The organism is Burkholderia sp. MSMB1588 (assembly GCF_001546925.1).
GTDB lineage: Bacteria > Pseudomonadota > Gammaproteobacteria > Burkholderiales > Burkholderiaceae > Burkholderia > Burkholderia humptydooensis.
The window spans coordinates 604,034-616,134 of the sequence record NZ_CM003770.1 but is presented as its reverse complement, the minus strand read 5'-3'; the positions used below and the strand labels follow the sequence as shown (position 1 = coordinate 616,134).

Here is a 12,101-nt window from a genome sequence, read left to right as displayed (position 1 = left end):
GAGCCTGGGCCGTGAAGCTTGAAGCTTCAAGTCCGGAGCCGGGGCTCGAATCTCGCGGCGTTCCGGCCCGCCGATCGTCGCCGATCGCGGCCGATCGGCAGCGGGAGCCTTTCTTGCGTGCCGAACGAATCCGGCCGCGCCGTCGCGCGCGGCGTTCGCATTTTCGTTCGCAAGGAGGTGCGCATGCAGCACACGGAATCGAATCCCACCCTGCGGAAACAGCGCGAAATCGCGGCGAAGCGCTCCGTGAAGACGCCGGCCGCCGGTCGCGACATGCCCGACGCGGCGACGCAGGAGAAGGAGCCCCGCACGAACGAGCGCAAGCTGACCGCCGAGGCGATCGCGGGCAAGACGCCGACCGGCCTGCCCGCGATCGACATCGACAAGTACACGAGTGGCGATGGCGATCCGGTCCGGCGCGCGGCGAGCCGCATCGTCACGCTCGACAACGCGAACATGGCCGCGACCGACAACACCGTCGACGTCGACGGCAAGGGCCCCGAGGCGCGCACGGGGGCGTCCGAGTGGCACGACAACGTGATCTACTCGAACGCGTCGCTCGACGAGGCCGTCGATACGCCCGACGACGGGCTCGCCGGCATCGAGAGCCGCCCGCACGGCTGCCAGCCGGAGGTTAAGCCGCGCGAAGGCTGGCGTGTCGTCTATCGAGGCACCGTCGACGTCGAGCACACGCTGGGCGCGCGCACCGAGCACAAGTTCAGCTTCGAGCGTTCGACCTGAGCGTCACGGCGTCACGGCGGCATCGCGCGGCGCTCTACCGCTCTACTATTGCGGACCCAGCTCCTGCGCCGCCGTATCCGCGTCGTTGCCCTGCGCGACGAGCACGTGGATGTCGTTCGGCGTGACGTCCGCGACGCCGCCCGCCGGGATCGTCAGCAGCAGCCAGTCCGCGTTGTTCGCGATGCTGACGGGCGGCGTCGTGAGGATCGGCGTCTTCGTGCCCGGCAGCGTGACGATCACCTGGTACGTGCCGCCCGACAGATAGATCGAGTCCTGCCCCGACGCCGGCACGGCGTTCTGATACGCGGCGCCCGCGAGCGTCGGGCTTTGCGCGGCGATGTTCGTGCCCGGCGGCACGACGTAGATGTCGACGTTCGGCGCATTCGGCGATGCATTGAAGCTGCGCACGCGCGCCTGATCGGACAGCAGGCCCTTCGCGAACGGATCGTCGATCACCGAGATCGGCGTGGATGTGCTCGGAATCGCGATCGTCGTGTAATGGTGGCCGTTCGCCGCATTGAACGTATGCGACGCGATCGTCACGCTCGTGCCGGTCACGTTGTAGCTTGCGGTCTGCGATCCGCTGCCGACCGAGCGGTAGCGCGTGACGCCCTTGTACGCGATGTTGGTCGCATTGGCCTGCGCATTCAGGAAATAGTCGAGGTTGGGGCCGGCGGGAACGGCGTTGATGAAGCGCGCCTGCGGATTCGAGATGCCGAGCTCGGTGCCCGTGTCGTCGCCGCCGCACGCGGCGACGAGCGCGACGGCCGAGATCAGCGCCGCAACGGTTCGAATCGGTTTCATGACTCCCTCTCTGTATCGGTCGGCCGACGCGGCGCGGCGCGTTTCGCAGCGTCCGGTGCGGGTATTGCTGGCGCGTCGCGCCGCCGCCGTGGGTGAAGTTGACGTGTCGATGGGTTCGGCGAAAACAGGCTCGGTCGCCGTGCCCGCGCCTCGCGCGACGGGGTGCCCGCAGACAGCAACGCCCATGCCCGTCGATGCGGCGGCGCACGCGGCGGCGCGAATGCATGGAATTTTTGTGGCGAAAGGCAATATCTACGCGGACGCGTTGGCGTCGACGCGGCAATCGCCGGCATGCGGCGAAGCCGACCGCATCGATCGCGGCCCCGATGCGGTCCCCATGCAATCCGGCTGCGACCCGAATACGGCCCGGATCGCGGCCCGGATCGCGGCCGCGCGCGCCGCGGTCCAAAACTTGCGCACGCGTTTGTAAAAAGCGCCGGCCGGCGCGTCCGCGCGGCCGCATGCCCGTGGCGAAAACCCGTTCGCACAACGCACGCGAAATGGGTATGGAAGTTGCGGAGACCCGGGCATCCACGTCCACCTGCAAGGGAGTTCCGCATGCCCGCCACGCTCGCGTTGCAAATGCGTCAACACCTGGCGCTCACGCCGCGCTTGCAGCAGTCGCTGCGCCTGCTCCAGCTTTCTTCGCTCGAATTCCAGCAGGAGTTGCGTCAGGCGCTCGATACCAATCCGTTTCTCGAAGACGTGCAAGCGCCCGACGACGATACCGCCGAGGCTGCGGCCAAGCCGGGCGAGACGCCCGCCGCCGAAGCGGACGCGCGGGCGGACGACGGCTACGCCGACGGCGAAGACGGCGCGCTCGCGAGCGACGCGTCGCCGCCAGTCGTCGGGCAGGACGTGCCGCTGACGGCCGAGCTGTCGGCGCGCGGCTCGAACCGGCGCGCCGACGACGCGTCGGATCTCGAGCCCGGCGACTGGATGACGGCCGAGCCGACGCTGCGCGAGCACCTGCACGACGCGCTGCGTCTCTGCCAGTTGACCCGGCGCGACCGCACGCTTGCGCGGATGATCATCGACGCGCTCGACGACGACGGCTATCTGCGCCAGGCGCTGCCCGAGCTCGCGGCGGCGGCCGACCCGCTGCTGCATCCGGCCGAGCAGGAACTGCTCGTCGCGCTGCGGCTCGTGCAGTCGCTCGATCAGCCGGGCATCGGTGCGCGCTCGCTGTCCGAATGCCTGCTGCTGCAACTTGATGCGATGCCCGCGGGCACGCCAGGCGTCGAATGCGCGAAGGAGATGGCCGCGCATCATCTCGAGCGTCTCGCGCGCCGCGAGACGGCCGAGATGCAGCGCCGCATCGGCTGCGACACGCGCACGCTGCACATCGCATGCGCGCTCGTGCGGCGGCTCGATCCGCGCCCCGGCAACCAGTACGGCAGCGCGGCGGGCAACTACGTCGTCCCCGACGTGATCGTGCGGCAGGTGCGCAACGAATGGATCGTCACGATCAACCCGGCCGTGATGCCGCGCGCGCGGATTCATCGCCGCTATGCGGAGCTGTTCGCGCAATCGAGCGGCTCGAATCAGTCGCCGCTCGGCCAGCAACTGCAGGAAGCGCGCTGGCTGATCCGCAACGCGCGGAAGCGCTTCGACACGATCCGCCGCGTCGGCGAGTGCATCGTCGCGCGCCAGCGCGATTTCTTCCGCTACGGCGAGATCGCGCTGAAGCCGCTCGTGCTGCGCGACATCGCCGACGAGCTCGGCCTGCACGAATCGACGATCTCGCGCGCGACCGGCAACAAGTACATGGCGACGCCGCACGGCACGTTCGAGTTCAAGCACTTCTTTCCGCGCAAGCTCGAGGCGGCGGGCAAGGGCGCGTGCTCGGCCGCCGCCGCGAAGGTGCTGATCCGCGACATGATCGCGGCCGAGCAGGCGGTCGATCCGCTGTCGGACGTCGCGCTCGCGCAGCGTCTCGCGGGGCGCGGGATCGTGCTTGCGCGCCGCACCGTCACGAAGTACCGGCAGGCGATGAAGATCCCGCCCGCGGAATTGCGCCGCCGCGCGCCGCCTTGAACCTGCGGCGAACGCGCGGGCGGCGCGCGTCAGGGTTTGCGGCCGAATGCTTCGCGCAGCTTCTTCTTCGCGCGCTCGAGCGTCGTCCGGCGCGTTTTCGTAAGATTCCGGCCCGCGCGGTTCATGTAGAAATTGAGCATCGACATTGCCGACTGGAACGGATTCGCCTTGCGTCGCGTGCTGTCGAGCGCGGAGCGCTTCAGCGATTGCGCGATCGCTTCGGGGTCGTCGGACTTGAAGACGTCGGGTTCGAGATCGAGCGCGTGGCTGTGCTCCGTCACGTCGCTCGACCAGTAGCGGCCGGACTTTTCCTGCGCGGCGCGGGCGCGCTTGCGGCCGGACGCGGGCGGGCGGTGCGCGGTCTCGCGCGGGGCCTGCTTGCGGGCGGGTGTCTTGCGGGTGGCCATCGCGCGCTCACAGCTTGATGCCGCCCGCTTCGGGCGCGTTCGACGAACCGGGCTCGACGTCGCCGACGCCGAACCGTTCGGGCCGCCGGATCTCGAACGGCTCGCGCGTGCGCGAAGCCGGCGTCGGATGCCGGGGGGGCGCGCCGTGCGCCCGGCCTTCGCGCACGCGGCGCGACGGACACGCGCCGCGCGCCGCGTGCGCGAAGGCGGAATGAGCGGAGCGCGTGCGCCTGCCGGCGGCGCGCGAGAACAGCAGGGCGATCGCATCGAATATCCGCATCGCGTGCTCCTTCGTGACGGGCGGCCTCGAATCGAACCGGCGAGCCGACTTTTCAATATATGGCTTGCGCCGGCATTTGCACAAATCGTATTGAAAATCGGGCCAATCGCGTGCGTTGTTGATTTCGCCGAGTCGAATGTCCGTCTCGGCGCGCGATTTAAACAAGCATCCGTGACGTAAATATCCGCTTCGTCCATCCTGGCGCTTACGTCGCGTGCGCTGCGTCTGCCAGAAACGCCCCGATCTGCAAATCGACGGCGTCACGGTCAGCGCGACGCTGTCGTCGCTCACGCGATCGTTTCTCCGATCCCCGCTCCTCGCGCCTGAAGCGGACGTGGCGGAAGCGCGCTTCGCGCACGTGCTGCTTCTGGAATTGAATCTGCAACCCGTCGGCAACGGCGAAGTCGACGCTTACCTGTACGTCTATCGCGAACTGGCGGACGATCCGCTCGACCACGGCTTGCGCGAGCGGTGCGTCGAAATCGGGCCGCAGGCGTTCGTCGAGCCGTTCGTGCAGCCCGACGCGGCGCGCATCGAGCGCATGAGCATGCGGATGATGGCGGCATAGCGCGGCGAGATCCGGCGCAAGACGATCGACGCGTACGACGTCGGCGCGACGACGTCGAGTCTCGGCCTGCATCGGACCATCGCCGGCGCGATGACGCTCGCGGTGCCGCACGGCGGCTCAAATGTCTTCGGCGTTTCTCTCGCAATTCGCGCAGCCGATCGCGCGCCTGCTCGACAAGACGCCGTCGAGCGTGCTGATCGAGCGGCGCGCGTTCGCCGAGGCGATCGACGACTGTTCGGAGGGCGCTTACAGAAGCGACAACCTGACGCTCGCGACCCGGCAGCTCGCGGGCATTTTTCGCGGCATCAGCGCGCTCGGCGACGTGCATTCGGAGAAAGGCGAGACGCAGAGACTCTCGACATCGTTTCAGGCGCAGAGCTGCTTTCACGTCATCGAGACCGAAGATGATCTCGCCCATCCCGATTCGGCGCTGATCTGCGACGATTCGACCGTCGAGTGGGCCGACTGCATCGAGCTGGACAGTGCCGCGCCGCGCATCCGCTGGATGCACGCGAAGGTGCAGAAGATCGAATCGGAGGAAGCGAAGGAGGCCAAAAAGAAGAAGACGGCGTTGCCCCCTGACGTCAGCCCGACGGTCGAGGTGCGCAAGAGTCCGTCGCTCAGCGCGTCGGATCTGGACGACGCCGCGCGCCGGCGGGCGGACGACGCCGCCCGGCATGTGAAAGCGCGATGCGCAACGCCGTCAGCCGGAAACGCGCCGCGCGGGCGCCGCGCCGCGTCAAGACTTGAACGACGGCAAATCCCGCACGATGCGCGCGAGGATCTCGTTCGCCGCGCGCGGCAACGCGCGCTCGTTGTGAACGAGCACCTTGCCGCAAGGCAAGTTGAACAGCGGGTTGCGCATGCGCAGCGCGACGATCTCGCCGCGTTGGACATCGTCTTCGATCAACAGATGCGTGAGAAACGCGACGCCGTTGCCCGAACGCACGAAACGCCGCATCGCGGGCACCGAGTTCGTGACGAGCCGCGGCGCAAGCGGAATGTTCTCCGCGTGCGCGACGGTATGCACAATCTGCCCGACGCCGTAATACGGCGCAGGCATCAGCGCGAGCGGATAGCGCACCGCATCGCGCAATTCGAGCGGCTCGCCGCGCTTCACGAGCGGATGATCGGGCGCGACCGCGAGAAACGTCGGATGCGCGACGCTCAAGCATTCGCGAATTTCCGGCGGCAACGAAGGATTGTACGTGAGGCCGATATGCGCACGTTTGCGTAATACGTCATCTACGACGTCGTCCGCGGAGCGCACGTTCAATGCGACCGATACGTGCGGATGTCGATGTAAAAAACGGGTGATGACGGAATCCATCAGGTCTTCGACATAGCCGACCGTCAGCGCGATTTCGACGCGCCCGCGCAATTCGCCGTGCAGCGATTCGTGGAACTGCTCTAGTCCGATTCGGCACGCGTGCGTGTATTCGACGAGGAGAGCGGCGGCTTCGGTCGCGATCATGCCGTGCTGGCGGCGCTCGAACAGCGGCGCGCCGATTTCGCTCTCGAGCAACTGCAATTGCCGGCTGACGACGGAGGGCGCGGTGTTCAGCCGTTCCGCCGCCGCGCGGATCGATCCGTGCTCGAGGATCGCGTGGAAATAGCGAAGACGGTTGAGGTTGACCTGAAACGATTGATCCATACGCTTGTTGCCTTGCAAAGCAACGGCTGTACACCAAAGTTGCTGTCACTGGGATCATACAGTATGGAGATAATGGCCACGATAAATGAGCGCAGGAGTACGCGCAGGCAGATTCCAATACGGGCCATATGAGAGAACAGAACGCATCCGGAAACGCGCGCTCGCGAATCTATCGAAAGGTCGACATCCGCATCCTCGGGTTTCTTGCAGTCTGTTACGTCACGGCCTATATCGATCGCGTCAACATCAGTTTCGCGAAGCTCGCGATGCAGACGGACCTCGGATGGAGCGAGGCCGTGTACGGCCTCGGCGCCGGAATCTTCTTTCTCGGCTACATCGCGTTCGAGGTGCCGAGCAATCTGCGGCTGACCCGTGTCGGCGCGCGGCTCACGCTGAGCCGCATCATGGTGTTGTGGGGTTTGACGTCGATCGCGACGATGTTCGCCACCGACGTGACGACGTTCTACGTTTTGCGTTTTCTGCTCGGCGTGTTCGAGGCGGGCTTCGCCCCCGGCATGCTGTTCTGTCTGACCCGCTGGTACCCGCAGGCGCGCATGGCGCGCGCGACGGCGATGCTGCTGTGCGCGGGGCCCGTCGGCGCGGTGATCGGCGGGCCGGTGTCGATGCTCGTCATGACGCAGCTCGCGGGCGCGCACGGTCTGGCCGGCTGGCAGTGGCTGTTTTTGCTCGAAGGATTGCCCGCCGTGCTGCTCGGCGTCGTGCTGTTCTTCACGCTGAGCGAGCGGCCGGCCGACGCGAAGTGGCTGAGCGAGAACGAGAGGGCGATCCTGCTGTGCGAACTCGCTTCGGCGCCGTGCGCGGCGAGCCGGCACACGGCGTTTCGCGAGGTCCTGAAAGATCCACGAATCCATGCGATGGCGTTTTCCTATTTCGCGATCATCTGCGGTCTCTACGCGATCAGCTTCTGGCTGCCGACGCTCTTGCGCGGCGCGGGCGTGGAGAACCTGCTGCACATCGGCGCGCTGACCGCGCTGCCGTATCTCGCGGCGATCGTCGCGATGCTGGTGATCGGCCGGCTGTCCGACAAGCGCCGCGAGCGGCGCCGGCACAGCGCGATCGCGCTGCTGCTGAGCGCGGCCGCGCTGGCGGGCAACGTGCTCGCGGGCGACCGGTTCGTCGTCGCGATGGTCGCGCTCGTCGCGGCGACCGCGCTGATGTATGCGTCGTACGCGGTGTTCTGGGCGATTCCCGTCGCTTACCTGAGGGGCGACGTCGCCGCGGGCGGCATCGCGCTCATCAATTCGATCGGCCTGTTCGGCGGCTTCGTGAGCCCGACGGTCATCGGCTGGATCAAGACCGCAACGGGCAGCCTGCAGGCCGGGCTGATGGTGATGGCCGCGCTGTTCGTCGCGGGCGCGATCGTGCTGCTCGCGAACCGCGTCGACGCGAACCAGTGGAGCGCCGCCGCGTCATGAAGATTCTGGTTGCCGGGTTCCGGCACGAGTCCAACACGTTCGCACCGAGCAAGGCGACCTACGCGAGCTTCGCGGCGGACGGCGGCCGCTATCCGCTGTCGCGCGGCGCCGAGATCGGCCGGCTCAAGCGCATGAACCTGCCCGTCGCGGGCGCGCTCGCGGCGCTCGACGATGCCGGCCACGTCGCGCTGCCCGCCATCTGGGCCGACGCGACGCCGTCGGGCCGCGTCGAAACGGTTGCGTTCGAGCGGATCGCGGGCGAGATCGTCGACGCCGCGAAGCGGCGCGATGCCGACGGCATCTACGTCGACCTGCACGGCGCAATGGCGACCGAGCGCCATGACGACGGCGAAGGCGAGCTGCTGCGCCGGCTGCGCGAGACAGTGGGCGCGCGCGTGCCGATCGTCGCGTCGCTCGATCTGCACGCGAACGTCACGCAGCAGATGCTCGACAGCGCGGACGGCCTCGTCACGTACCGCACGTATCCGCATGTCGACATGGCGGACACCGGGCGCCGCGCGGTCGCGCTGCTCGACGCGCTGCTCGGCAGGCGCGGCCGCCATCGCCATTTTCGCAGCGCGCGGCGCGTGCCGTTCCTGATTCCGGTCAACGCGATGTGCACGTCGCTCGAGCCGTCGAAGAGCCTGTTCCGGCTGCTCGCGCGGCTGGAGACGGGCAGCGTGCGGTCGCTGTCGTTCGCGCCGGGCTTTCCGGCCGCGGACTTCTCCGAATGCGGGCCGACGATCTGGGGCTACGGCGCGGACCCTGTCCAGCTCGCGCGCGCGGTCGACGCGCTGTACGAGCACGTCGTGTCGACCGAGGCGGAGTGGACGGTGCGCTTCATGTCGGCGGACGACGCGGTGGCCGAGGCGATCCGGATCGCGCGCCGCGCGCGCAAGCCGGTCGTGATCGCCGACACGCAGGACAACCCGGGCGCGGGCGGCGGCTCGAACACGACGGGGCTGTTGCATGCGCTCGTCAGGCACCGCGCGCCGGACGCGGCGCTCGGGCTCTTCTTCGATCCGGCGGCCGCGTGCGCGGCGCACGCGGCGGGGCCAGGCGCGTCGGTCGAGGTCACGCTCGGCGCGGACAGCGGGCTGCCGTTTACCGGGACGTTTCGCGTCGAGTCGCTGTCGAACGGCCGCTGCCACTGCGACGGCCCGATGCTCAAGGGCGCGACGTTCGAGCTCGGCCCGACCGCGTGCCTGCGGATCGCCGACGTGCGCGTCGTCGTCACGTCGGCGCGCGTGCAGATGTCCGACCGGAGCTTCTATCGGATCGCGGGCGTCGCGCCCGAGACGATGAAGATCCTGGTCAACAAGAGTTCCGTTCATTTTCGGGCGGATTTCGATGCGATCGCAGATTGCGTGCTGATCGCGAAAGCGGGCGGCTGGATGGCCGCCGACCCGGCCGACCTGCGCTGGACGTCGCTTGCCGACGGAATGCGCACGAGCCCTTGCGGCGCGCCGTTCTTCGGCTGCGGCGGGCGGCGCGCGCCGCATGCGGACGGGATCACGGGAGAGATGCGGATATAGGACGGATGCATTGAGGCGAGCAGCCGCGCAAGGTGCGCCAATACCTGCTGCGGCCTGACCACGGAAGACTTTCAGCGAAGCCCCCATCATGGTTGTCGGCATTGTACGGCAACGTCCATGCCTCGTCGCGCGCGTGCCGCCGCGACGGCGCGGCGCGTTGCGTTTCACGAGGCAGGCGTCCGGGCGCGGCGAGCGCCCGGACGCGGTGCGCGCGCGCCGCTCGCCCGAGCTTCGCGCTTTCGCGGCCGGCGCCCCATCCGGCCGCATCGGTTCGATTGTCACGACGCGCACTGCGTGCGTCGTGCTCCATCTGCCGCCTGGTGGCCCGGTTGTCAGCGGCAGTGGCCTTGCGATCGGAACACGCTCCGGTCGCGCTTTTTATTCCCGAGGCAGCGAGCGCCGCAGCCGATCCCGCTTTCGCATGCCTTTGTCGCGTTGCGGATGCGTTCACGTCGTCGCGCCTTCCGTTTTCAGCGAAGGACCCCATTGCGCACATGGATGAGTACGATGAACTCCTTAGATAGCAACCATCTCCTGAACCCGGCGCGCACGCCGGCAAGACCGTTCGGCGACGCGGCCGAGCGCCGCTCGCTGAAGGCGTCCCCGCGCGTGCAGCGCGTGCTCGACGAGCTCGTCACGCGCATCGTCGACGGCGAATACACGTCCGGCCTGCTGCCGCCGCAGGACGTGCTCGCGCGCGAGCTCGGCGTGCCGCGCTCGGTGATGCGCGAGGTCACGCGCATGCTGACCGCGCGGCGGATGCTGCATGCGCGGACGAAAGCGGGCACGCGCCTCACGCCGCGCAGCGAATGGCGGCTCTTCGACGATCACGTGATGCAGTGGCGGATGCGGATCGCGTCGGACACGGACTTCCTGCTCGACGTCGCCGCGATGTGCGACCTGATCGAGCCGGAGGCGGCCGCGCAGGTGGCCGTGCATTCGGACGAGACGCAGCGCCGTGCGGTGCGCGCCGCGCATGCGGCGCTGCACGACGCGGTCGAGCCCGACGCGTTGCGCCGCGCGCTCGAGCTGCTGCATGCGTCGATCGTCGAGGCGAGCCGCAATCAGTTCATCCGGCAGATGGCCGAAGTCGCCCGCGCGGGCGTGATGGCGATCGACCTCGACGCGGCGATGCTGCAGGAGCGCAACGAAGCGATCCGCGACGCGGCGGCGAAGCTCGTCGCGGCGATCGACGGCCGCGACGCGGACGGCGCGCGCACCGCGATGATCGCGCTGCGCGCGGCCGTCAACGAAACGAGCCTCGATCCGGCCTGACGCAGCGCGGGGCGGCCCTGCTCGATGCGTGCCGCCCCGGCGTGATGTCGACGAATTCAGGCATCGTGCTCGCGACGCTCAAGCGCGACGGCTCCGTGCCCGATCTCGCGAGCAAGCCGGCTTAGGGCCTCTCCTGGGCGTGGACGGGCCCTAAGCCGGACGGGTACGCGGCGCGTTTCTATCAGGACTTCGGGATGTCGGCATGTCGGGATGACGGAATGACCGCGAAGCGTGCGGCGAGCGGGCGCATCGTCGCCGCACGCGGCGGGAGGAGCGGCAATCGACGCCCCACCCGCCGCGCTGCTTTGGACTTCTTGTTGTCGGCGCGGCGGGCTGACCGCCGGGCGGCGCCGGCGGCACGGCGGAAAAAGCCGCCCGACGCCGCCGCGGGCGTTGCTCAGCCGCCCGCCATCGTCGGCAGCAGCGTCCGGTAGATGTGGATGAACGCGGGCCCGAGCAGCACCGTCAGCAGCGCGGGAAAGATGCAGAAGATCAGCGGAAACAGCAGCTTCAGCGCGATCTTCGCCGCGCGCTCCTCGGCGCGCATCCGCCGCTGCGTGCGCAGCGTGTCGGACAGCACGCGCAGCGACGCGCCGATGCTCGTCCCGAAGCGGTCCGCCTGGATCAGCATCGCGCAGAACGCGTCGACGTCTTCGGCGCCCGTGCGCAGCGCGAGGTTGCGCAGCGCGGCGTCCTTCGCGAAGCCGGAGCGTATCTCGAGCAGCATCAGCCCGAGCTCGTCCGCGACGATCGGGCTGCGCAGCCGCAGCTCGTCGGCGACCTTCGTCAGCGCCGCGTCGAGGCCGAGCCCCGCTTCGACGCACACGGTCAGCAGATCGAGCGCGTCCGGAAAATCCTCGATGATCTTGCGCTGCCGCAACCGGATGTGGCGCGACAGCATCGCGTTCGGCAGATAGAAGCCGAACCCGCCGATCAGCAAGACCATCGCCGATACCGCGTATGGGTTGTCGCCGAGCGCGGTGCCGATCATGAACGGCATCGCGACCGCGGGCAGCGTGAGCGCGAGCACGGTCTTCGCGGCGAAGTACAGGTGCGCGGCGCCAGGCGAGCGCCAGCCGGCGTTGATGAGGCGCAGCCGCAGCGGCGAGTTCTCCCAGCCGGACTTCGGCAGCGACAGCCTCGAGATCGGCTGCGAGATCTCGGCGAGCTTCTCGACCCAGACGGCCGGCGGCGCCGGACTGTCGCCCGCCGCAACCGCGCCGGCGCCGCCGCCGCCGATCTGCGCGAGCCGCCGCGCGAGGCCGCGCGGCGCGAATGCGAGCCACGTGGCCATCACGCCCGCGACGACGATCGCGAACAGGCCGAGCAGCAGCAGGATATGCATGACGTTGAGGTTTTCCATG

11 protein-coding genes and 2 pseudogenes are annotated in these 12,101 nt (G+C 68.6%); 8 read left to right on the top strand and 5 right to left on the bottom strand.

What is annotated here, in order from left to right; all coding sequences use genetic code 11:
• The first annotated feature begins 183 nt into the window (after positions 1 to 183).
• Complete coding sequence (locus tag WS92_RS02560; RefSeq protein WP_059934540.1) at positions 184 to 741, top strand: DUF3005 domain-containing protein; 558 nt, start codon at positions 184 to 186, stop codon at positions 739 to 741.
• A 45-nt stretch (positions 742 to 786) separates the two neighbouring features.
• Here WS92_RS02560 and WS92_RS02555 read toward each other — a convergent pair whose 3' ends face one another.
• Positions 787 to 1,545: a DUF4397 domain-containing protein gene (locus WS92_RS02555; RefSeq protein WP_015603252.1), complete on the bottom strand. Its 759-nt coding sequence runs from the start codon at positions 1,543 to 1,545 to the stop codon at positions 787 to 789.
• Here WS92_RS02555 and WS92_RS36260 point away from each other — a divergent pair.
• Positions 1,544 to 1,975 (top strand): hypothetical protein, encoded by a 432-nt coding sequence (locus WS92_RS36260; RefSeq protein ID WP_231756001.1) that lies wholly within the window; start codon positions 1,544 to 1,546, stop codon positions 1,973 to 1,975. The genes WS92_RS02555 and WS92_RS36260 overlap by 2 nt on opposite strands.
• A gap of 128 nt (positions 1,976 to 2,103) precedes the next feature.
• A complete protein-coding gene (locus tag WS92_RS02545) occupies positions 2,104 to 3,582 on the top strand; it encodes an RNA polymerase factor sigma-54 (protein WP_059934463.1) in 1,479 nt (492 codons plus the stop codon).
• Between the two features lie 29 nt (positions 3,583 to 3,611).
• Here the strand turns inward: WS92_RS02545 and WS92_RS02540 are convergent, their stop codons facing one another.
• Together WS92_RS02540 and WS92_RS02535 are read right to left on the bottom strand one after the other, a co-directional pair.
• Positions 3,612 to 3,989 carry a DUF3175 domain-containing protein gene (locus WS92_RS02540; RefSeq protein ID WP_006028236.1) on the bottom strand — a complete coding sequence of 126 codons (378 nt, stop codon included), beginning with the start codon at positions 3,987 to 3,989 and terminating at the stop codon, positions 3,612 to 3,614.
• Between the two features lie 7 nt (positions 3,990 to 3,996).
• On the bottom strand, positions 3,997 to 4,269 hold the full coding sequence (locus WS92_RS02535; RefSeq protein WP_015604061.1) for a hypothetical protein: 273 nt from the start codon (positions 4,267 to 4,269) through the stop codon (positions 3,997 to 3,999).
• A 211-nt stretch (positions 4,270 to 4,480) separates the two neighbouring features.
• Here WS92_RS02535 and WS92_RS30775 point away from each other — a divergent pair.
• A pseudogene (locus WS92_RS30775) lies at positions 4,481 to 5,480 on the top strand (hypothetical protein); the annotation flags it as partial.
• A 96-nt stretch (positions 5,481 to 5,576) separates the two neighbouring features.
• Here the strand turns inward: WS92_RS30775 and WS92_RS02520 are convergent.
• Positions 5,577 to 6,491 (bottom strand): LysR family transcriptional regulator, encoded by a 915-nt coding sequence (locus WS92_RS02520; RefSeq protein WP_006028233.1) that lies wholly within the window; start codon positions 6,489 to 6,491, stop codon positions 5,577 to 5,579.
• Between the two features lie 128 nt (positions 6,492 to 6,619).
• Between WS92_RS02520 and WS92_RS02515 the strand changes: the two genes are divergently transcribed.
• From WS92_RS02515 to WS92_RS30765, 4 genes and pseudogenes are all read left to right on the top strand, one after another.
• The gene (locus WS92_RS02515) at positions 6,620 to 7,927 is read left to right on the top strand and encodes an MFS transporter (RefSeq protein WP_059934461.1); all 1,308 of its coding nucleotides are present in this window, start codon (positions 6,620 to 6,622) and stop codon (positions 7,925 to 7,927) included.
• The gene (locus WS92_RS02510) at positions 7,924 to 9,462 is read left to right on the top strand and encodes a M81 family metallopeptidase (protein WP_059934539.1); all 1,539 of its coding nucleotides are present in this window, start codon (positions 7,924 to 7,926) and stop codon (positions 9,460 to 9,462) included. The genes WS92_RS02515 and WS92_RS02510 overlap by 4 nt, the downstream gene beginning before the upstream one ends.
• Before the next feature lie 507 nt (positions 9,463 to 9,969).
• On the top strand, positions 9,970 to 10,737 hold the full coding sequence (locus tag WS92_RS02505; protein WP_009916044.1) for a FadR/GntR family transcriptional regulator: 768 nt from the start codon (positions 9,970 to 9,972) through the stop codon (positions 10,735 to 10,737).
• Between the two features lie 32 nt (positions 10,738 to 10,769).
• Positions 10,770 to 10,862, top strand: a pseudogene (locus WS92_RS30765) (Lrp/AsnC family transcriptional regulator); the annotation flags it as partial.
• A gap of 272 nt (positions 10,863 to 11,134) precedes the next feature.
• Here WS92_RS30765 and WS92_RS02500 read toward each other — a convergent pair.
• Positions 11,135 to 12,100 (bottom strand): type II secretion system F family protein, encoded by a 966-nt coding sequence (locus tag WS92_RS02500; RefSeq protein ID WP_059934460.1) that lies wholly within the window; start codon positions 12,098 to 12,100, stop codon positions 11,135 to 11,137.
• Position 12,101 lies beyond the last annotated feature (1 nt).